This is a genomic window from Bacillus altitudinis (genome assembly GCF_001191605.1).
Taxonomy (GTDB): Bacteria; Bacillota; Bacilli; order Bacillales; family Bacillaceae; genus Bacillus; species Bacillus altitudinis.
Window position 1 is genome coordinate 1,706,846 of sequence record NZ_CP009108.1, and the last position, 21,361, is coordinate 1,728,206.

16 protein-coding genes are annotated in these 21,361 nt (G+C 41.8%); 11 read left to right on the forward strand and 5 right to left on the reverse strand.

Annotation, left to right across the window (positions count from 1 at the left end; translation table 11 throughout):
- Positions 1 to 68: 68 nt before the first annotated feature.
- Positions 69 to 2,051 (reverse strand): lipoteichoic acid synthase, encoded by a 1,983-nt coding sequence (ltaS, locus tag ID12_RS08545; protein ID WP_017358781.1) that lies wholly within the window; start codon positions 2,049 to 2,051, stop codon positions 69 to 71.
- Between the two features lie 578 nt (positions 2,052 to 2,629).
- Between ltaS and ID12_RS08550 the strand changes: the two genes are divergently transcribed.
- From ID12_RS08550 to ID12_RS08580, 7 genes are all read left to right on the forward strand, one after another.
- The gene (locus ID12_RS08550) at positions 2,630 to 4,288 is read left to right on the forward strand and encodes a pyridoxal phosphate-dependent decarboxylase family protein (protein WP_007496575.1); all 1,659 of its coding nucleotides are present in this window, start codon (positions 2,630 to 2,632) and stop codon (positions 4,286 to 4,288) included.
- 31 nt (positions 4,289 to 4,319) lie between these two features.
- Positions 4,320 to 6,044, forward strand: a complete 1,725-nt coding sequence (locus ID12_RS08555; RefSeq protein ID WP_050827056.1) for a methyl-accepting chemotaxis protein — start codon at positions 4,320 to 4,322, stop codon at positions 6,042 to 6,044.
- 81 nt (positions 6,045 to 6,125) lie between these two features.
- Positions 6,126 to 6,512, forward strand: a complete 387-nt coding sequence (locus ID12_RS08560; RefSeq protein ID WP_019743529.1) for a DnaJ family domain-containing protein — start codon at positions 6,126 to 6,128, stop codon at positions 6,510 to 6,512.
- Positions 6,513 to 6,674: 162 nt separating this feature from the next.
- A complete protein-coding gene (gene treP / locus ID12_RS08565; protein ID WP_035703666.1) occupies positions 6,675 to 8,108 on the forward strand; it encodes a PTS system trehalose-specific EIIBC component in 1,434 nt (477 codons plus the stop codon).
- Between the two features lie 15 nt (positions 8,109 to 8,123).
- Positions 8,124 to 9,824 (forward strand): alpha,alpha-phosphotrehalase, encoded by a 1,701-nt coding sequence (gene treC, locus ID12_RS08570; protein ID WP_046527354.1) that lies wholly within the window; start codon positions 8,124 to 8,126, stop codon positions 9,822 to 9,824.
- A gap of 19 nt (positions 9,825 to 9,843) precedes the next feature.
- The gene (gene treR / locus ID12_RS08575) at positions 9,844 to 10,560 is read left to right on the forward strand and encodes a trehalose operon repressor (RefSeq protein ID WP_007496585.1); all 717 of its coding nucleotides are present in this window, start codon (positions 9,844 to 9,846) and stop codon (positions 10,558 to 10,560) included.
- Positions 10,561 to 10,624: 64 nt separating this feature from the next.
- Positions 10,625 to 11,059 (forward strand): hypothetical protein, encoded by a 435-nt coding sequence (locus ID12_RS08580; RefSeq protein WP_048002063.1) that lies wholly within the window; start codon positions 10,625 to 10,627, stop codon positions 11,057 to 11,059.
- A gap of 214 nt (positions 11,060 to 11,273) precedes the next feature.
- On the opposite strand, the gene ID12_RS08585 is transcribed toward ID12_RS08580, so the two are convergent.
- Complete coding sequence (locus tag ID12_RS08585; protein ID WP_050827057.1) at positions 11,274 to 15,554, reverse strand: multifunctional 2',3'-cyclic-nucleotide 2'-phosphodiesterase/3'-nucleotidase/5'-nucleotidase; 4,281 nt, start codon at positions 15,552 to 15,554, stop codon at positions 11,274 to 11,276.
- A 253-nt stretch (positions 15,555 to 15,807) separates the two neighbouring features.
- Here ID12_RS08585 and ID12_RS08590 point away from each other — a divergent pair, with 253 nt between their 5' ends.
- Positions 15,808 to 16,326: a type 1 glutamine amidotransferase domain-containing protein gene (locus ID12_RS08590; protein WP_007496591.1), complete on the forward strand. Its 519-nt coding sequence runs from the start codon at positions 15,808 to 15,810 to the stop codon at positions 16,324 to 16,326.
- A 107-nt stretch (positions 16,327 to 16,433) separates the two neighbouring features.
- On the opposite strand, the gene ID12_RS08595 is transcribed toward ID12_RS08590, so the two are convergent.
- Together ID12_RS08595 and ID12_RS08600 are read right to left on the reverse strand one after the other, a co-directional pair.
- Positions 16,434 to 16,649 (reverse strand): DUF1128 domain-containing protein, encoded by a 216-nt coding sequence (locus ID12_RS08595; protein ID WP_008341757.1) that lies wholly within the window; start codon positions 16,647 to 16,649, stop codon positions 16,434 to 16,436.
- 75 nt (positions 16,650 to 16,724) lie between these two features.
- Positions 16,725 to 18,080, reverse strand: a complete 1,356-nt coding sequence (locus ID12_RS08600; protein WP_008341756.1) for an alanine/glycine:cation symporter family protein — start codon at positions 18,078 to 18,080, stop codon at positions 16,725 to 16,727.
- A 174-nt stretch (positions 18,081 to 18,254) separates the two neighbouring features.
- On the opposite strand from ID12_RS08600, the gene ID12_RS08605 reads away from it, so the two are divergent.
- The 3 genes from ID12_RS08605 to ID12_RS08615 are packed head-to-tail and all read left to right on the forward strand — an operon-like array spanning position 18,255 to position 19,915.
- Positions 18,255 to 18,725, forward strand: coding sequence for a low molecular weight protein-tyrosine-phosphatase (locus ID12_RS08605; RefSeq protein ID WP_008341755.1), 471 nt, complete (start codon positions 18,255 to 18,257; stop codon positions 18,723 to 18,725).
- A 20-nt stretch (positions 18,726 to 18,745) separates the two neighbouring features.
- Entirely contained in the window at positions 18,746 to 19,078 is a 333-nt protein-coding gene (locus ID12_RS08610; RefSeq protein ID WP_050827058.1) for a hypothetical protein, read from the forward strand.
- Between the two features lie 18 nt (positions 19,079 to 19,096).
- On the forward strand, positions 19,097 to 19,915 hold the full coding sequence (locus ID12_RS08615; RefSeq protein ID WP_008341753.1) for a YihY/virulence factor BrkB family protein: 819 nt from the start codon (positions 19,097 to 19,099) through the stop codon (positions 19,913 to 19,915).
- A gap of 207 nt (positions 19,916 to 20,122) precedes the next feature.
- Here ID12_RS08615 and ID12_RS08620 read toward each other — a convergent pair whose 3' ends face one another.
- A complete protein-coding gene (locus ID12_RS08620) occupies positions 20,123 to 21,304 on the reverse strand; it encodes an MFS transporter (RefSeq protein ID WP_050827059.1) in 1,182 nt (393 codons plus the stop codon).
- Positions 21,305 to 21,361: the final 57 nt, after the last annotated feature.

A 21,361-nucleotide genomic window follows, 5' to 3' on the forward strand; every position in this document is an offset into this window, starting at 1 on the left:
GTGTCATGCGGATCAAACGTAAAAAGCCCCAGCTGATCTTGGATCGGCTGGGGCTTTAAATGAGAAAGTTATTTGGAAGACGAGCTGGATTCATCTTTGGCGGAAGAGGAATCTTTTTCATCCTGTACTTTCTTTGTGTAGTCATAATCATTTCGCTCAATTGGTGTAAAGCCTTTAGGTTTGTAGAAACGGAGTAAATCTTCCGTGACAATCTTATCAGATGTCTCTAGCATCTTTTTCACCGTTTCGTTTTCTTGTGATGCCTTTTCAGTCGGCTCGATTTTTTCACCTGTTTTGTTGCTGTAATAGTTGTTGCCTACTTTCGTGTAGTCCTTAGACACGAAGTCTCCATTTCTAAATGGCACAAGCTCTTTAAAGTTCTTCGATAAGATATCAGAACCAGACATTAAATAGTTCTTTGTATCATCTCCGAGCAGGTGGAGAAGGGTAGGCGCAACATCCACTTCACCAGAGTATTTATGAATCTGTCCGCCTTTTACGCCTGGCACATGGATAAAGAGCGGCACACGCATAAGCTGGGCATTTTCATAGTCTCCAATTTTTTCGCCAGTCACTTTTTCCATCGCTTCATTATGGTTTTCTGAAATGCCGTAATGGTCACCGTACATAATGACGACGGTATTGTCATAGAGACCGGATTTCTTCAAGTCATTAAAGAACTGTTCAATGGCTTCATCTAAATAATGAGCAGATTGGAAGTAGTTATCAACGACGGAGTCTCCGAAGTCGCCAGGTTCAAAATCGGTATCACCTTCATCCATACCAAATGGGAAGTGGTTTGACAGCGTAATGAATTTCGAATAAAACGGCTGTTTTAGATTTTCAAGCATTGGCATGGATTCTTTGAAGAACGGTTTGTCTTTCAATCCATAGTTCTTCGTATCTTGTTCATTCATATCGTAGTACTCAGAATCGTAAAATCTGTCATATCCAAAGGACTTAAACATTTCATTCCGGTTCCAGAACGTTTTCGTATTTCCGTGGAATTCAGCGGACGTGTATTGGTCCTTTTTCAAAATGCCAGGAAGCGCCTGATATGTGTTTTGAGCTTTGTTAATAAACACAGAGCCTTGTGATAATGGGAAAAGCCCCGTATCCATCATAAATTCCGCATCAGATGTCTTTCCTTGTCCTGTTTGATGGAAGAAGTTATCAAAATAAAACGTTTTGTTGTCATGGGCTAATGAATTGAGGAAAGGAGTGACCTCTTTTCCATTCACCTTGTAATCAATGACAAAGTTTTGCAGTGATTCAAGAGAAATCGTAATGACGTTCATGCCTTTCGCTTTCCCGTAATAAGCCGGGTTTGGATCAGCGCTGTTCGCCTTTAGATAATTCTCTACATCTGTTACGTCACTTGAATTTGCCAGGGCACGCTGGCTGTTTGATTTCACATTTTGAATGGCATCAAACACCGTAAAATTATAAGCACCCAAGTATTTGACTAAATAATTGCGGTCGAACGATCTTGATAAAAGCTCTGGGCGATCAATTTCTGCTGCGATTAAGTTGACAACAAAGATCAGAACAGAGGACACAAGAACGAGTCTAAACGATTTTGTTTTTTGAACAGGTACAGTTGCTGTACTTGTTTGCTGCTGTCTTTTCATGCGGACTGCGAGTACGATCAAGATGATGGTATCGAGAAAGTAAAACATATCAGTCCAACGCATGAGTGAAAATGCACTATCACCTAATTGTCCGCCATTCGTTCCTGCCTGCATCACTGTAGGCAGCGTGATAAAGTCATTGAAGAATCGATAGTACACGATGTTTGCGTAAAGTAAAAAAGACATGAAAAAGTGAATCACAATGATAGCGGCAGGCTGCCATTTTTTCTTGAACAATAAAGCAAAGCCAAGAAAGAACAAGCTGGAGCTAATAGGATTCACAAAAAGCAAAATATGCTGAAGCACATTTGATATACCAAGTTTAAATTCGATTAAATAAGCTGTATACGTCTTGAGCCATAACAAGATGGCTGCAATTACAAAGAAGCCGAGGCCCCTTTTTTGAATAAATGTTTTCATTTAAACACTCCTTTTCTCCGTTAAACGGAAGAGGCGGAACGAAAGAAAACGAACCATTAGAATATACCATGAAATGCACAAATAGAAAAGTCATAACCGGTGAGCACCTAAGGCAGCCTGTCCGAGCTAGAAATGGGAAGACATCGAAAATATTCGATCTCCGAAAAACTTTTTGTGAAATTCATCCTAATAATTACAGAAAATTCTGTATTTTTCCTGTTGCTATATCAATAAAACAGGTAAAAAGACACAAGCCTAAAGAATTAATTTGATTTCTACAATGGTGTATTTAGGCGTATTTCCAGTGTTTATTAATGTTTATGCAGGTTAAGTAAAAAAAATGAATGAATAAACCGCTGAATTGTCTGGATAATAATTCCTTCAAGAAAGTATATTGATATATATTGTTGTTTCACAAACATAATGGTTTTGATGTGTATTGTAAGGGTTTTATTCTTTTTGATGGGTGAACAAATTATCTAAATATACTTAAGTGAACAGTTCGACACTATAAACTTTTGAAACGGGGTCGATATAGACAGTGACAGGAAATCTTCCATTGAAAGGATTGATAGTATATGACTGTACGAGCACAGAACCTCGTTCAGAACTGGTTTCCGAGTGAGGACGGAAATGCAGAAGAGCGGAAAGAACTCATTAAATTAATGGAACAGATCATTTCAGGGGTCGATGACCTGAAGGATCCGAACCGTGCTCACCTAAAAGGTGAAAAGAATCGCGAGGAGGACTTTTACAAAAAGCTCACTGAAACAAGTCAAATTCCGATGAACGGACAACAAGCGGAACTTGTGAATGAAGAATTACTGAAGCTTTTACATAATCATCCATACCACACGAAGTATTTCTTCACGAACATTTTGCCAATGGCAAGTACACCAGGAATTCTAGGCATGCTGACGGCTATGCTGGTTAACGGAAACAACCTATGGGATGTGTATGGACCAGCAGGGGCGGAAGCTGAGGTCAGAGTGGTCTCAATGATGTCTAAGCTCATCGGATATGATCCAAATGTGAGCGGGGGCTACACAACATGGGGAGGTCAAGGGGCTATTTTCTCAGGGCTTCGTTTAGCGATTGCGAAAGTTGCACCGGAGTCATTACGAAAAGGTGTCCCGCAAAATCTTTATGCGTTTTGTTCTGATGCAGCACATTACAGCTTATTTAAGTCAATGGAAGCAACAGGGATTGGCACAGACAACTTAATCAGAATTAAGACGAATAAAGATCATTCGATGGATATGGAAGATTTGCGTTGTCAAATGGAACGTGTTGCCCAAAATGGCGGAATTCCCGTTTATATTGTGGCAACAACCGGAACAACAGATGCCATTGCAATTGATGATGTAAAAGGGGTGCGTGAAACGGCAGAAGCCATTGCTGAGAAGTATGGTCTCAAGGTGCCGCATATTCATGCAGATTCGGCGCTTGGTGGATTCTTTGCTTTCTTTAATGAGTATGATGTATCTGAAAACCCGCTGCAATTCTCAGACGGTGTTCTTCGTATGTTAAAAGAAATCAAAGCAAAGTTTCAGCATCTTTCTCTTGCTGATACGATGTGTTTTGATTTTCAAAAACTTGGACAAACACCGTACACATCTAGTTTATTCTTAGTGAAAAACGCTGCTGACTTAAAGCGCTTGGATCTAGAAGAACAAGAAACACCATATGTTGGACATAGAGGATACGGGGAATACCATACCGGTTATACGCTTGAATGCTCAAGAATGGGAAGCTCCATCAGCATGCTAAGTGTGCTGCTAACGTTTGGAATTGAAGGATACCAGCGCTTGCTCGGTCAATTTTTAGAGGTGAACCTTGCATTTAGAGAAGCACTTCGTCAGGAAATTCCACAAGCAGAAGTCGTCAATGATGACAATGTCGGAATGGCTACATTGTTTAGAATTTACCTAGACGGCTCTCCTCGTTTTAAGGAAGAAATATCTGGAGAAGCAACTGCTATGGAAATTGAGCGCAACAATGATTTGAACAAAATCCTCTTTGAAAAGCTTGGAGAGAAAAGAGACGAAATGTTCTTTGGCGATACAACGAAGTTTTTACAAGTCAATGCCAAAGAAGGTCAAGAATTCTATCTAAGTGTGAGTAAATTTTTTGTGATTTCACCTTATACGTTACCGGAGCATATCCCTCATATCGTATCTTATTTAAAAGATGTCATTGCATCTGTTTGTGGACAATTTGAAAGTGTAGAGGCTTAAATTAAAATTGAGAGTGGAGATGTAGAAAAAAATGGCGAAACAAAGGAAGTTTGGAGGACTTACGATATCCTCCAAAATCATGTCAGTCGTTGTCGTAACATTACTCGCAACCGTTGCATTATTCGTTCTAACATTTTATTTAGTTAGCCAGGATTTATCTTCGCAATTATTAAAGCAATTTGATTATCGATTAACAACAGATATTGATACAGCGAAAAAAGAAATCGATAATATGGATGGAAATGTCCTTAGCATTAGCGGGAAGGATGATCCTATTTATGTGGAGATCAAAAAGAAATTCACAGAGCTGAAAGAAGATCATACGCTTGAGAACTTATACGTGTTATCAAATAAGGGCGGAAAAGAAAGAATCATCGTACTAACAGGGGAAGACAATGATTTTGATCAAGATTATGTCTTTTCAGATGAAATGAAACAAGCTCTTTCTGAAGATAAAATGGTCAAAAGTGACATTTACGTTGATTCGTATGGGACTCATAAATCCGTCTTTTTACCAATTAAAGATTCAGGCGGTGAACTCACGGGGATTTTAGGAATTGACTTAGATGCCTCTGTTGTTCCAGCAACAACGAAAAAGCTGACAATTTATATCACAGTAGCATCTGCGATTGTGCTCATCGGCGGATTACTCTTCTCATTCTTCATGGGAAGAAGAATTGCAAAACCAGCACGCTCATTAATGGAATCAGCGGATCGAATTGCAGATGGTGATTTAACTGGCATGGTAGAAGTTCAAAGTAAAGATGAGATCGGTCAATTAGCGGCTTCCTTCCAGAAAATGCAGGGACGGATCAAAGAGCTTATTGGAAAGATCTCAAACTCATCAAGTGAAGTGTCGAAAATGTCTTCACAGCTTCGCACAGTGACAACGGAATCTAGTCAAAGTGCACAACAAGTGTCAGAAGCGATGACGAATATGAGTGAAGGAATCAATGATTCAGTCGCAAACATTACAGACTGCACAACATCTGTTGCGGAAATCGATACACAAATCGAAGGCGTGACAAAAGAAGTGGATGAAATGAAATCTGTTTCATCAGAAGTACAAGAGCAGTCAGAATCTGGTCAAAAATTGGTGCAGCATGTGCTTGAACATCTCAACATGTTACACGACATGATGACAAGCTCCAAGCAAGCGGCAGAAGAATTGCAATCACATTCAACAGAAATTGAAAGTGTCATCTCCATTATTACGGACATTTCAGCGCAAACGAATCTGCTTGCACTGAATGCTTCTATTGAAGCCGCACGTGTAGGAGAAGAAGGAAAAGGATTTGCTGTTGTGGCTGATGAAGTCCGTAAGTTAGCTGAACAGTCAGCTGATGCAGCTAAAACGGTCTCAGACTTAGTCATTGGCACACAGGAAAATAGTCAGCGTGTCCTTGAAAGCGTGGAGGAAAGCAGTAAAGCAGTGGAAGAAGGCCGTGAGCAAATGAAAGGCACCTCGCAGAACTTCGCTGGTATTTATGATGGAGTGTCTCAATTTGCAAGCAGAACGAACAATTTGCTTCAATCTATTCAGCAGGTAGAACGAGCATATCAAACAATTTCTACATCGATTGAACAAATTTCGGTCGTGTCAGAAGAACATGCGGCAAGCTCTCAAGAAGTAGCGGCAGCAACAGAACAGCAAAGTGCTGGCATGCAGCAAATTTCAAGTGCGATTGAACAGCTCTCTGACATGTCAGAGGACTTGGCACAAATGGTATCTACTTTTAAAATCGACAAAAAATAATGAGAAAGCTGGCTCTTGGAAGAGAGCCAGCTTTTTTGCTATGCTTAACCAAATATCAGACGATTTGAAAGGAGACGTGTCATGGATTTTGCGCAGAGATTGTCAGAAGAACGGATCAAAAAGGCGATGGACAATGGAGCTTTTGAAGGACTATCAGGCTTTGGGAAACCTCTGCCAAAGGATGATGCTGCTCATGTACCTGAAGAGCTGAGGATGGGCTATCGAATCATGAAAAATGCAGGCTTTGCCGGGGAAGAAACAGCTTTGAAAAAAGAACTAATGACTGTCAAAGAGTTACTGAAAACGAGTATAGATGGAGAAGAAAGAAAAAAACTCTCTCTCGTGTGTGAGGAAAAACAAAAACGTCTTGATGAACTCACATCCAAGCGCCAAACGTTTGCTCGTCCAGCCTCCTCCTTTTATAAGAATAGGGTCTACGAAAAACTAACGGAGCATAAAAAAAGATGATGACACGCTGCCTCTCTGAGCACATTGAGGGAGCTTTTTTTATGAAAGCGCTACATTTTCTTATTGACTACATGTATATACAAATATAAAATATGAAGTGAACATGTATATACAAGTTTTGATTCTTTTTTCTTATAAAAAAACGATCTCGGAGGGGATAGCATGGCTGATTATCAGGCAGCGGCAGATCAGATTGTGAAAGCCATTGGCGGCAAAGAAAACATTGATCAAGCCACACATTGTGTGACAAGACTTCGTTTTGTGCTAAAAGATGAAGCTAAGGTGGATGAGAAAGCACTAGAACAAATTGATGAAGTGAAGGGATCTTTCTCAGCGAATGGCCAATACCAAGTGGTCATTGGTCAAGGAGTGGTGAATCGGGTTTATGCCGAAATGGTCAAACAGACGGGAATCGGCGAAGCGACAAAAGAGGACGTCAAGCGTGCCTCTGATCAGAAATTAAACCCACTTCAGCGTGCGGTGAAAACGCTTGCAGATATCTTCATTCCAATCCTTCCAGCTATCGTGACAGCCGGTTTATTGATGGGGATTAATAATATTTTAACAGCTCCTGATATTTTCTTTGATCAAAAATCCATTGTGGATGTGTATCCGGCATGGGCGGATTTAGCAAATATGATCAACTTGATTGCAGGTACTGCCTTTACCTTTTTGCCAGCATTAATCGGCTGGTCGGCTGTCAAGCGGTTTGGAGGTAATCCACTTTTAGGGATGGTCCTCGGACTGATGCTTGTACATCCAGATCTGTTGAATGCGTGGGGATATGGAGCGGCGGAAAAGACAGGTGACATTCCTGTCTGGAATTTGTTTGGACTTGAAGTACAAAAGGTAGGTTACCAAGGGCAGGTTCTTCCGATACTTGTCGCCTCCTATTTACTCGCAAAGCTCGAATTATTTATTACAAAGCGGACACCTGAAAGTATTCAGTTGTTAGTTGTTGCACCAATTACATTACTACTCATTGGATTTTTATCATTTATCGTCATTGGTCCCGTTACATTTGCGATCGGAAACGTATTAACATCTGGACTCGTCACTGTATTCCAGCAATTCGCAGCACTTGGCGGCCTTTTATATGGTGGATTATATGCAGCGTTAGTCATTACAGGCATGCACCATACGTTCCTAGCTGTCGATATTCAGCTGATTAACTCAAAACTGCACGGCACGTTCCTATGGCCAATGCTCGCACTATCTAATATTGCTCAAGGATCAGCGGCACTTGCGATGATGTTTGTCTTAAAAGATGAAAAGCAAAAAGGGCTCTCGCTGACATCAAGTATTTCTGCTTACTTGGGGATTACTGAACCGGCGATGTTTGGGGTGAACTTGCGCTATAGATTCCCGTTTATTTTTGCCCTGATCAGTTCAGGGATAGCTGGTATGTTTATTGCCTCACAAGGGGTACTGGCAAGTTCAGTCGGCGTTGGAGGCATTCCAGGAATCTTCTCGATCATTCCGAAATATTGGGGGGCATTTGCCATCGGAATGGTGATTGTGCTGATCGTCCCATTCATTGGTACCCTTTTATATGCAAAACTTAAGAAGAAGGATGTATCACAAGAACTTAACTAGTGGTGGTGAAGGAAATTGAATCAACAAACAAACGAACCGTGGTGGAAAAAAGCCGTGGTCTATCAAATCTATCCGAAGAGCTTTTTAGACACAACAGGCTCTGGTACAGGTGATATCAATGGTGTGACGAAAAAGCTCGACTATATTAAAGAGCTAGGGGCGGATTGTATTTGGCTGACTCCTATGTATGAGTCACCACAGCATGACAACGGTTATGATATTAGTGATTATACAAAAATCCATGACATGTACGGCACAATGGCCGATTTTGAGCACATGCTGAAAGAAGCACATGAACGAGGGATTCGTGTCATCATGGATCTCGCTGTGAACCATACGTCGATTTTCCATGAGTGGTTTCAAGCCTCCCGAGAGTCGAAGGAGAACCCGTATCGAGACTATTATATTTGGAAGGAGCCGAAAGCGGACGGCTCTCCTCCGAATGACTGGCAGTCAAAGTTTGGCGGGCCAGCGTGGGAATTAGATGAAGCGACAGGTGACTATTATCTTCATTTATATGATGTTACCCAGGCAGACCTCAACTGGGAACATGATGAAGTACGCAGGAAAGTATATGACATCATGCACTTTTGGTTTGAAAAAGGGATCGATGGATTCAGACTGGATGTCATCAATAACATTTCAAAGGATCAACGCTTTTTAGATGATGCCGGGCAATCAGTGCAAGGTGATGGACGTATGTACTATACAGATGGGCCGAGAATTCATGAATTCTTGCATGAAATGAACCAGGAAGTGTTTTCGAAATACGATAGCATGACCGTGGGGGAAATGTCTTCAACGAATATTGCAGACTGCATTCGGTATACAAGACCTGATCGGCAGGAGCTGGATATGACGTTTAATTTTCATCATTTAAAAGTTGACTATCCTAACGGTGAAAAATGGGCCATTGCGCCATTTGATTTTCTAGAGTTGAAGTCAATTCTGTCAGAATGGCAGACGAAAATGCATGAGGGCGGCGGCTGGAACGCACTCTTTTGGTGCAACCATGATCAGCCACGCATCGTGTCTAGATACGGTGATGATGGCACGTACCATCAGCAATCAGCGAAGATGCTGGCGACCACCATTCATTTGATGCAAGGCACTCCTTATATTTATCAAGGTGAAGAAATTGGGATGAAGAATCCTCGCTTTGAGGACATTTCGTCATACCGCGATATCGAATCACTCAATATGTACGAAGTCATGCTTGAAAAAGGGAAAACAAAGGAAGAAGCTTTGGCGATTTTACAGGTCAAATCAAGAGATAACGCAAGGACACCTATGCAATGGACGGCGGAAAAAAATGTGGGGTTCTCAAAAGGTACGCCTTGGATTGAACCAGCTCAAAACGGCATTTCAGTAGAAGCTGCCTTAAAAGATGAGACGTCGATTTTTTATCATTATCAAGCTCTTTGCAGACTTCGAAAAGAACTTGATGTAATCACCTATGGAAGCTTTACTTTATTGCTGGCAGATGATCCAAAGGTGTTTGCGTATGTCCGAGAAGGCAAAGATGAGAAGATTCTCGTGATCAACCATTTTTATGCAGGCGAGACGGACTTTACACTTCCAGATGAGCTTGCAAAGGATGTCAATGAAATGGAAGGGCAAGTCCTGCTGTCCAATTATGAGGATGTGCCGGCAGATATCAAGGGATTTACGTTGCGCCCATATGAGTCAATCGTTTATCATTTAACCAAACGCTAGTAAATGGGGCGGAAGGAAAATGAAAGAGAATAAGTTTCGAGTGATCTATGATCAGCTCGCAAGACGAATTGAACAAGGTGAATGGCAGGATAAAGGCATCCTCCCATCAGAACATGAGCTGTCTGTCATGTATGACACATCCCGTGAGACGGTGAGAAAGGCATTAAACATCCTTGTGCAAAATGGCTATATCCAAAAAATTCGCGGGAAAGGCTCAGTATTGCTGAACCGAGAGAAAATGCAGTTCCCAGTTTCGGGTCTTGTCAGCTTTAAAGAGCTTTCCCAAACGCTTGGGCGCAAGACGGTAACAACGGTTCATGAGTTCGGTTTAATCAAGCCAGATCAGTATATTCAGTCTCAGCTGAAAATCAGTGGGCAGGAGGACGTTTGGGAAGTCATTCGCTCTCGCAATATTAGCGGAGAAGAAGTCATTTTAGACAAAGATTACTTTTTGCAAAAACATGTGCAGGTCTTGTCTAAGGACATTTGTGAAGGATCGATTTACGAGTATATTGAAGGAGAACTTGGGGTCTCGATTAGTTATGCTCAAAAGGAATTTGTGGTCGAGCCATGTACTGAAGAAGATGAAAGGTATCTCGATTTGAACGGGTTTGATCATGTGGTAGTGGTGAAGAATTATGTGTTCTTGGAGGATACGAGTCTATTCCAATACACAGAAAGCCGCCACCGCCTAGATCGTTTCAGGTTCGTGGATTTTGCTAGAAGAGAGAAGTAGACAGGGCCGAGGCTCTGTCTATTTCAGGTTTTAGGGAAACAAGAGCAACATTCTAGGAGGACAAATGATCAGACTGAATAGACCATTAAAATTAAGAGATTTAGAAATTTTTAGCGTGATGAAAGATCACAGGATTTTATGTTATGTCATCATTGAAGACACGCGAAAACCGTTTACGGAAGAAGATAGAAAATTAGAGCCATTATGTGATATGGATGAAGAAGACATTCAAGCGATTTTGAATGTGTTTCATATTTCAATTATCAGTGATGAAACATTAAATGAAGAAGATTTAACCCTAGTGAAATCGTACTTTGCTGAATTTGTGAATAATACGAACTTAACGAATTTCATTACGAGAGAATATGTTCAAGAGGATTTATATGCCGTTGATGATGAAGATGATATCACGTTCTTTAATAGAATGCTGCGTCATATAGGGTCAGATGATGTGAAAAAATTTGATGACCGTCATTGGATGTATTTATCCCAAGATTGATAGTGAGATGGAAAAAGGACAGAGCCGAAGCTCTGTCCTCAGCGTGTAGACAAACCCTCGCATTTGTTGTCAAATCTGTGCTCCGGTGCTCGACTTTCCTAGACTGCAAAGGTTTTCTATCACGCTGAAAAGAAGACAAAGGGCTAAAATAAAGTCCATTTTAGCCCTTTGTCCTCAATCTGAAAGGACAGAGCCAATGCTCTGTCCTTTTCTATTAAGATGATACTTTGTTTCGTGTGCGCTTGCGCTGGTAGTAATAAAGGATACCGCCTGAGGCGAGCATGAGTAAGCCAATCAATACCGCTGTATACATCATCGTTGCAGTATTCGGCAGAGTGCCGCCTGGCATGCCGCTTCCATCTTGATTTGGATCCGATCCGCCTGGAGCAGAAGTTCCACCGTCTCCGCCATTTTGGTCTGGACTTGTTCCAGCAGCTTCACTTTGATTGAGTACGGTGTATTCACTAAAGTGCTCCGTTTTACCTGAGACAATCCCGTTTTCGAATGAACCGTTACTTGTTTTGGCATAGCGGTTTTTCTCACGATCGACATAATAGACACCTGGTTTTTTCGCTTTTTCAGGCGCATCTAATGTAAAGAACAGTGTGACGGGATCTTTAAAGGTAGACACATTTTTCTGATCTTGTTTGATTTGGAAATCGTAAGTGTCGGTTAATGCGTTTTTCACCTTATTTGTTTTTGCCATTGATATATCTGCTTGTTGCTCTGACAAATTGGAGAGCGGTAATGCTAGACCGACTTTGTCATGATAGATGGTGACGTTTGGATCTTGCTCTCGTTTCTTCAGTTCAGCTACTTGCCCTTTTGATAGAGACAATTGAACCTTTTTCGCTTCGGTTGCTTTGTCTAAATAAAGCAATGCTTTGTTCGTATGCTGCACATACGTTTGGAATTTCTCATCATCTTGAATGTCATAGGCGCCTTTTCCTTTCAAGCGAGGAAGGAATACTTCTTTCACTCGATGGTCAATGACTGGAGAAATATGACCGTCTGCCTGTTCAATTTGCTCTTTGAAAATTTCATAGTCAACATAGCCTAAGTCTTCACCATGAGACGCTTCTGTAAAGACGCTGTAGCCATCACCGCCTGTGCCGACAAATGCATTAGTCGCCACGCGGTATGTTTTCTGATCATCAATATCAGTCAGATTGCCCTTTTGATCTTTCAATTTGACATCAATCAGTCTGCTGCCAGCCGGTTTACTCAGTGTAAACGTATATTCAATACCGGCTACATGAGGGAATGCGCCTCCGCCTTCTTCAATGCCTGAAAGACCTTGTTCAAGCGCTTTTTTAATTTGACTGCCTTTTAAATCTGCGACATATAGTGTGTTTCCAAAAGGCATCACCGTTAAAATATCCCCTAATGTGATATCTCCTTTTTCAATGCTGCCTCGAATACCGCCACCGTTTGTAATGGCAAGGTCAGCCCCAGCAGATTCTTGTGCTTTCTTTAACATGCCATCTGCAATAAAGTTTCCAAGGTTCGTTTCCTTTGCACGGACGTGTTCACGCTGTCCATCTAAGAAGACATCTGACGTCCCGACTTTTTCGGTTTTTAAATCTTGGATATCTGCCTTGTACTGATCAAGAATCGCTTTTGCGTCCGCATCTTCTTTCACAGAGTCGTCGATCGTGATGAGGTCAAAAGTAGATTCTTTTGGCTGTACGACGCCTTTTTTGTCAAAGGCCACGTCTACTTTTCCTAAAAATTGTCCGTAGTCTTTTACTTGCGCAACAATCGTTGGTTCTTTTTTATTGATGACCTTTAATTTTTCAACAAGGGTGTGGGTGTGACCACCAATGATGAGATCAATGCCATCTACTTTTTGAGCCAGTTCTAGATCACGGTTATAGCCAATATGTGTAAGCGCAATAATTTTATTGATTTTTTCTTCAGTTTGAATGGTTTTGACTGTTTCTTTTGCTTTTTTGTATGCATCTTGAAATTGAATGTTTGGACCACTGCTGGATGTAATGGCTGTGTCTTCAGTGGTTAGACCGAATACAGCGACCTTTTCACCATTTACATCAAGCAGAATGTAAGGGTAAATGCCAGCTTCTTTTTTCTCACCAGCTTTAAATGTTGCTGGTTTTTTCACTAAGTCGCTTAACTGTTTTTCCTTAGAGACATTCACGTTTGATGACACGATTGGGAAGTTCGGTTTTTCAAACTGGTGACGGTTTTTAGCATCTACACTGGATGCGTCACCTGTCAGGAATTGACGTAGGACAGATGGACCTTTGTCAAATTCATGATTCCCAAACGTCATGGCATCGTATTTCATTAAGTTCATCAGTTTCAGATCGGCAAGTCCTTGCCATTTTGTGAAATAGAGATCACCAGAGAAGACATCTCCAGCGTCTAATAAAATATTGTTTTCGCTTTGGGCGCGAACTTCTTTGATCTTGGTTGCGCGTCTTGCTGCATCATCCAGATGGGCATGTGTATCGTTTGTATGCATCACCGTTAAATGCCAATTGTCTGTTGCAGGTGGTTCTGTTGTACCATCATCTTTAAACGCTAGCTTGTACACGCCAAGTCCGTCTGTGCTGGCATTCCGAATAAAGTCGACGCTGCTTGATTTCTCTGCGAACGGTTTGGCTAAAAGAGAAGATTCAAAAGTGACGGTTGCGCCTTTGATCGGTGCAATGGACCAGTTTTGATCTGCGCTTGGGTTAATGGTTTTTTGTTCAATAATATAATCCATCAGCACTTGGCGGTTCTCATCTGCTGAGGCGAGCACGACTTTATCTTGTGTGAGGTGCGGGAAGCCTCCGCCGCCAGATGCACGGTAATTGTTTGTCACGACTAAAAATTCTTGATTGTCAGAAACGGGTTTTCCGTTGTAAGACAAGTTTTTGATGCGGTTCGCACTAGCGTTAACAAGTGTGCCTGTTGTGCTGTATTTAGCAGGCTGTGTGACATCTACTTGGTACGTCACACCATCGATTACATCAAAATTATATGAGCGGTATTCTTCGTTTAAAATAGGCTGTTCATTTGAAGTATTTGGTTTGATTTGGTTAAACTGACCAGCAGACATTTCAAGCCAGTCTTTTACTTCACTACCTTTTAGTTTTACAATCTGTACGGTGTTATCGTAAAGATAGAGATCGCCGATGTTTTTAATCGCTAAATCACCTTTTGCGATATTTGTATAATAGTTCACACCATTGCGTCCGCCGGCTTTAAATGGTGCACCTGCAGAGAGAATCGGCAAGTTTTTGTACGAAGTATCTTTCATTTTTTCTTGTGCATACCATTTCTGGGCATCTGTCACGATTTGAATAGAAGGGTCATCCATCACTTGAGCGAAAAAGCTGTTAATGTCTGCTTCTGTTTTTCCAACTGGCTTTCTGACGTAATCTAGGGTGTTTTGGTGAGTTGTTTGAATGGCATTTTTCACTGTACTGTTTTGAGATGTCACCCCGGCAACGGATTCAATTTTGCCTGTTCCGTCTGTGACTTTCCAGTTGCTGCCGTCTGGCTCTAGTGTTAAATCAATGACTCCGAGGTAGCTTCCCCAGTTTTTTGACATGACGACAGGAATGCCATTAATGGTTCCCTTTGCGACATCAAATTTGTCTACGCCGCTATATTCAGCGCTTGGGAATGTGCCATGCTGGTGGCCAGACACAATCGCATCAATGCCTTTTGTTTTCGTGGCAAGGTCAAAGATCATATTTTCTGATCCTTTAGGTGAAGCTGTTTTTTCAATTCCTGTATGAGCAAGAGCGACGATGACATCTGCGCCTTTTGCTTTCATTTCTGGAATGGTTTCATTGGCAGACTCCACAATATCCTGCACTTGAACTTGTCCATCTAAATGCTTCTTATCCCACGTCATAATTTGTGGTGGTACGAATCCTATGTAACCGACTTTCACAGTTTGGGAGGCTCCGTTTGCATCTTTAAAGGTTTTATCCTGAATGACATAAGGAGTAAATCGGTGTTCTCCGTTTAACTTTTTGACGTTCGCATTGACAATCGGGAAGTTGGCGCCCGCAATGGTACCGTCAAGAAAAGATAAACCGTAGTTAAATTCATGATTGCCGAGTGTACCTGCATCATATTTTAATTTGTTGAGTGTATGAATAATGGGGTGAACCTTTGTTTGATTGATGATGCTGTCTTTTTCATTTTTATAAACGTATTCTCCAAGAGGGGTTCCTTGAATCAGGTCTCCGTTATCAACAAGGAGTGTATTGGGATTTTGTGAACGGTGCTTGTCAATCAGCTCGGCTGTTTTTGCCAAACCGAATTCATTTGTGTCTTTGTCGCTGTAGTAATCATAATTCATCATGTTCGCATGAACATCCGTTGTGGCTAAGATACTGACCTTTACGGCGCTGCCGCTTTCTGTTTCTGCATGAGTAGGTACTGCTGGGAGAATGAGACTAATCAACATCATGGAAGTGAGCAGAATAGACAGGTTTTTCCTTCGTTTAGACCTATGTGCTTGCTTCTTCACCTGATCTCCGCCTTTCTAATTTTTTTGACCACAATACCTATTGTAGAAATGTTTCGTTAACTTTTGTAGTTATTTTTTGCAGATTATTGTAAAGATAACATAAATCATACGAATTACCTTGTTAAGGGAATGTGAATGAGTCTAAATGCTTATTTTCTGAAAGGGGGTTTTCTCATAGGGATAGGATGTTTGATTTCAATTGGCGGGGGTATAGTGTGTAGTGTAAACGATAATCAAGCAGGAGGGTTTCTACATGGGTAAGAAAATTGCAGTTGTCTTAACAGATTACTTTGAGGATGTTGAATTCACCGAGCCTGCAAAAGCCTTTAAAGACGCAGGCCATGAGATCACAGTGATTGAAAACGAAAAAGGAAAAACAGTGAAAGGAAAGCAAGGAGAGGCAGAAGTAAGAGTCGATGCGTCTATCGATAACGTGAAACCAGAAGACTTCGATGCACTTCTGATTCCTGGCGGTTTCTCACCAGACATTCTGCGTGCGGATGATCGCTATGTGCAATTCACAAAAGCCTTTATGGACGAGAAAAAACCAGTATTTGCGATCTGTCATGGACCGCAATTGCTTATTACAGCGAAGACGCTGGAAGGAAGAGGCGCAACCGGCTATACATCCATTCAAGTAGATATGGAAAACGCAGGCGCCAAATTCAAAGATGAAGAAGTTGTCGTTTGTCAGGATCAGCTTGTCACAAGCCGTACACCTGATGACATTCCAGCATTTAACCGTGAATCATTAAAACTGCTTGCAAAATAAGTAGTTTTGACAGGATAAACAAAGCCAGCACCTTGCGAGGTGCTGGCTTTTTCTGTGCATGGATGTAAGAAAGCGGCGTCAACCGCAATTCAGTATCAGGTGCACGATTATTTTCTTAAGCTTTTCAGCTCGCTTGCAATGGCTTGCATTTCACTTGGGCTGAATGAAGATTTTTTCATCACCATTTGGTGAAGAAATTCAATATCTTCATACTTATCTGGACTGAAGTCTTCGGCTTTGATGACTCCAATATTCAGCATATTGAGCTTTTGTGAAATGTCTTCAATCAGCTGATTGACTTCAGCCGCTTTTTGCTGTGACAAGGGCGGCACGTCCTTTCCTGCATGTGTCGAATAATATGTCTATTTTAACAGAAAAGCAAAAGAATAAAAGGGCTATTATGACGACACTGAAATGTTTTTTTCCTTTTTCTCCTCTTTGATCTTATCAATGATTCGTTTGGATTCAAACACCACAACACCTGATAAACCGATGAGTCCAATTAAGTTTGGAATGGCCATCAGTCCATTGAGCATATCTGCTACGCCCCAGACGAAGTCATTCTTAAACACGGCACCGAAAAAGACAGCTACCACGAACACGATGCGATAATACATGACATACGAATCCTTCACCAAATATGTAAAGCATTTCTCTCCATAATAGGACCAGCCAATGATGGTTGAATAGGCAAACAGGAGCAGCCCGATTGCCACAATAGTTGAGCCAGCTGGACCGAGGAAGTGAGCAAAGGATAACGAAGTAAGCGCATCACTTTTTTCTGTTAAATACATATCTGCCATGACAATGGTAATGCCAGTAATGGAACAAACAATGATTGTATCAATAAATACTTGTGTCATAGACACAAGAGCTTGCCGGGCAGGCAAATCCGTTTTGGCAGCAGCTGCGGCGATTGGTGCGGAACCAAGACCTGCTTCGTTCGAGAAGACGCCTCGTGCCACACCCCAGCGAATGACGGTTCCAATCGCACCACCTGCTACGGCTTGACCTGTAAAGGCATCTGAAAAAATCAGCCCAACTGCGCCTGGAACAAGATCAGCATTCATGACAAGAATGATCAGACCACAAATGACGTAAAATAAAGCCATGACTGGTACAAAAATAGATGTCACTCGGCCGATACTTTTAATTCCGCCTAAAATCACGAGTGCCGTAAAGGCAGTAATGATGATACCTGTTACCCATGTTGGAATTTGAAAAGTAGAATTCATGACGCCTGAGATGGAATTAGACTGTACCAGGTTGCCGATCCCAAAGGCAGCACTGGCACCGAAAACAGCAAATAGCACCCCTAGCCATTTCTGTTTTAAGCCATGCTCTAAATAATACATAGGTCCGCCAGACATTTCGCCTTTTTCGTTTTTGACCCTGTATTTCACAGCAAGAACTGCTTCTGCAAACTTGGTGGCCATCCCGAAAAATGCAGCAAACCACATCCAAAATACAGCTCCAGGACCACCTGCAATCACTGCGGAGGCAACACCTACGATATTCCCCGTGCCGACAGTAGCAGCAAGAGCCGTCATTAATGCTTGGAAATGGGAGATATCTCCCTCTGATGTTTTGTCTTGTTTTGAAAAAGCGAGCTTTAAAGAATAAGGAAGTAATCTAATTTGAATGAAGAGGATGCGAAAGGTGAGGTAGATTCCAGTACCAACAATTAAAATCAACAGGGGAGGCCCCCACAAAAAATTGTTCATCGTCGTGACAAACTGCTCAATGATTCCCATCTAATGTCCCCCTTTGTTTGTGTAATTCTCCTAAAGTTTCTCCTTTTTTTGTGTATTTTGTCAATGCCGATGGGAGTTTTTCTTGCAAAGTTTCCAAAAGAAAAAGGGCTTGATATGATAGAGAAAAGGTTTTCCAAAGGGATTCTTAGGGAAAAGATAGGAGGAGAATGAAGGATGATTCATGTATTATTTGTGTGCCTCGGCAATATTTGCAGGTCACCGATGGCAGAGGCGATGTTTAGAAAACGAGTCGAAGACGAAGGGCTGAGTGAACACTTTGTGATTGATTCAGCAGGCATTGGCGGCTGGCATCAAGGCAGTCCTCCGCATGAAGGAACACGAAAGCTGCTTGATGAAAAGGGTATCAGCTATGAAGGAATGACTGCAAGACAAATCATGGATAAGGATATCACCACATACGACTATATCATTGCGATGGATGCTGAAAATGTAGGCGCCCTCCGCAGTTTAGCTGGCTATGGAAAACATCACTTTATTGGCCGTCTTCTTGACTTTGTAGAAGACGACGATCGAGACGATGTGCCAGATCCTTATTACACTGGGAACTTTGAGGAAGTACATGATTTAATTGAAACAGGAATTGATCGTTTTTTGACGTATGTAAAAAAAGAGAAACACCTTTAACTGAAAGGAGATCAGATGAGATGGAAGAGAACAAACAAATCGTGCTTCGGGGAGCTGTTATAGGTGCAGCCTGCGGCATATTGCTGACATTATTTCATCGTCCAACAAGAATTGCACTGAAAGAAAAATGGAATCACTGCCAGCAAAAGCTGGATGAATACCGCCTGGAGCCTGGCAGGATGTCTGCTTGCGTGAAGGAAAAAATGGAAGAAACGAAGCAATTGATGAGAACGGTCTCAGATGATTTGTCTTTTCTGAATGAACAGGTGAATCAGTTAAAGGAAACAACACCAAAGGTATTAGAGATTATTGAAGAAACAAAGGATCACTTTCAAAAGAAACAGAAAGATTGATCATTGGAGATGAGGCGTATGGGTTTTGTTAAAGCGTTAATTGGACGCTTTTTGCTGCATGAAGGACCGGCAAAATCAGCTGAACTTGCGTATTTCTTTTTGCTTTCATTATTTCCGTTTCTCATCTTCGTGCTGACACTTGTTGGTTATTTGCCGCTGACATCAAAGGATGTTCTAAGCGTCATTTCTGGTTATGCGCCAGAGGGAGCGCTTTCGATGATTGAATCCATTGCCGAAGAGACGCTGAATAACCGTAACGGCGGATTGTTGTCATTCGGGATTATTGCGGCCCTCTGGTCTGCATCCAACGGCATTAATGCGGTTGTCAGAGCATTTAACCACGCTTACGAAGTTGAGGAAAATCGTTCCTTCATTCTCGTACGTTTAACATCGATCATCTTAACCATTGCGATGGTGCTTACGATTATTTTTGCCTTGATGCTGCCTGTCTTTGGAAAAGAGCTTGGCTTATTCGTTGCCAAATTAGTAGGGCAGTCAGATGCGTTTCTCACCATCTGGACAGCCATGAGATGGATTATTAGTCCACTGATTTTACTGATTGTTTTTACATCCCTATATTATTTTGCCCCTAATATCAGGCTGAAATTGAAATTTGTGCTGCCAGGCGCCATATTTGCATCTGTTGGCTGGATTCTCGTCAGCATGCTGTTCTCATTTTATGTAGGCGAATTTGCCAACTATAGTGCGATGTACGGAAGCATTGGGGGAATCATAATATTAATGATCTGGTTTTATTTAACCGGCATTATGATCATCCTCGGCGGCGAGCTCAATGCGCTTTTACATAAGCGTAAAATCGTACCAGGCAAGGTGTGAAGAAATCCGGGCATCCTAAAGGAGAACGAACATGTTCAATCTTGACGGATGGGGGAATACTGAATGTCTAAACAATCGAAAAAAGGCGGAAGCAACACAAAACAAAACAAAGGCCATCAGCCAAAGCACAAAACAAGCGGAAGTGCGAATGGGCAAAATGGGTATCACTAGATGAAAAAACTCCTCTGCATAGGTGCAGGGGAGTTTTTAATGAGAAATGGATTCGTTTGGAGTGTCAACCACTGCCAGCGTCTTCCCAAATCGAACACAACAAAACACAAATAAAATCACAATGCTGACAAGGTAAAGTAAATTCATGCCCTCGAACGTCTGCACAAAGAATCCGCCAAGAACCGGACCGAGAATACTTCCTGCACTAAACGCCATCCCGCACATCAAATTCCCAGCAGGCAGCAGATGCTTTGGCAATAAGTCCGTCATATAACTGATGCCAAGTGAGAAGGTCGAACCTACAGCCATACCTGCGATAAAGAAACAGATCGCAACAGACAAAACGGACTGAATAAAAATTCCTGCTAAAAGGAAAAAGAATGAACCGACGAGTGTCACAACTAAAATCATGCGTCGTCTGCCGAACCGGTCACTCAGCATCCCGAGAGGAAGCTGAAAAACAATACTCCCAATTGCAAACGCAGGTAAAATAAACGCAACAGCATCTATCGTCACCCCGCTTCTCAGCGCATACACAGGGAAGTTACTATTGAGTGTCGTTTCTAAAAAGCCATAGCAAAACGGCATCATAAACGCTACCCAGCCAAATTGAAACGCCTTCTTGAAGCGCTTCAAACTATTTGTCTGCTCTGACGTCTGCATTTCACCTGTATCAGGATATGTATTTTTTAAAACAAACACAAGTAGCCAAATACACAAACTAACTGCACCAGACACAATAAACGGCAAAGATGGATTGATTTCAATAAGTGGTGTTAAAAAAGGGCCGGCGGCAAAACCGAGTCCAAAGGATAACCCATACAATGAAATATTTCGCCCGCGATTTCTAGATGATGAGGCATAGGTTACCCACGTCTGTGTGGAGAAATGAAGCATATGATCACCGATGCCGATCATCAGCCGCAAGAAGAACCAGACGACATAAGATTCAATAAAGACAAAGCTAAACAAACTTAAAAAGACAGCAGCGCCCCCAATGACGATCAATGGTTTAAATCCGAAGCGGCGAAGCGGCGCTTCCATAAAAGGAGACGCAAGCAGCACGCCGAGATATAAGCCGGTGGCATGCAGTCCGTTTAACGTCGGGGAAGTGCCGGCATGTTCGAAAATAATCGAAATAACTGGCAGTAAAGCTCCCTGCGAAAAACCAGATACGGATACAAGTAAAATTAAAATCATAAAATGAATTCTCGACATAAGAAGCTCCTTACAAGTTCATGCTTTCATCGTACAATGGAACCATAGGGGTTTCAA

What these genes read in the sequence shown, in the direction of transcription:
- ID12_RS08605 (WP_008341755.1), top strand. Translation starts at nt 18,255, where the DNA reads ATGATTCATGTATTATTTGTGTGCCTCGGCAATATTTGCAGGTCACCG.
- ID12_RS08590 (WP_007496591.1), top strand. Translation starts at nt 15,808, where the DNA reads ATGGGTAAGAAAATTGCAGTTGTCTTAACAGATTACTTTGAGGATGTT.
- treR (WP_007496585.1), top strand. Translation starts at nt 9,844, where the DNA reads ATGAAAGAGAATAAGTTTCGAGTGATCTATGATCAGCTCGCAAGACGA.
- ID12_RS08560 (WP_019743529.1), top strand. Translation starts at nt 6,126, where the DNA reads ATGGATTTTGCGCAGAGATTGTCAGAAGAACGGATCAAAAAGGCGATG.
- ID12_RS08620 (WP_050827059.1), bottom strand. Translation starts at nt 21,304, where the DNA reads ATGTCGAGAATTCATTTTATGATTTTAATTTTACTTGTATCCGTATCT.
- ID12_RS08610 (WP_050827058.1), top strand. Translation starts at nt 18,746, where the DNA reads ATGGAAGAGAACAAACAAATCGTGCTTCGGGGAGCTGTTATAGGTGCA.
- ID12_RS08600 (WP_008341756.1), bottom strand. Translation starts at nt 18,080, where the DNA reads ATGGGAATCATTGAGCAGTTTGTCACGACGATGAACAATTTTTTGTGG.
- ID12_RS08555 (WP_050827056.1), top strand. Translation starts at nt 4,320, where the DNA reads ATGGCGAAACAAAGGAAGTTTGGAGGACTTACGATATCCTCCAAAATC.
- treP (WP_035703666.1), top strand. Translation starts at nt 6,675, where the DNA reads ATGGCTGATTATCAGGCAGCGGCAGATCAGATTGTGAAAGCCATTGGC.
- ID12_RS08550 (WP_007496575.1), top strand. Translation starts at nt 2,630, where the DNA reads ATGACTGTACGAGCACAGAACCTCGTTCAGAACTGGTTTCCGAGTGAG.
- ID12_RS08615 (WP_008341753.1), top strand. Translation starts at nt 19,097, where the DNA reads ATGGGTTTTGTTAAAGCGTTAATTGGACGCTTTTTGCTGCATGAAGGA.
- ID12_RS08580 (WP_048002063.1), top strand. Translation starts at nt 10,625, where the DNA reads ATGATCAGACTGAATAGACCATTAAAATTAAGAGATTTAGAAATTTTT.
- ltaS (WP_017358781.1), bottom strand. Translation starts at nt 2,051, where the DNA reads ATGAAAACATTTATTCAAAAAAGGGGCCTCGGCTTCTTTGTAATTGCA.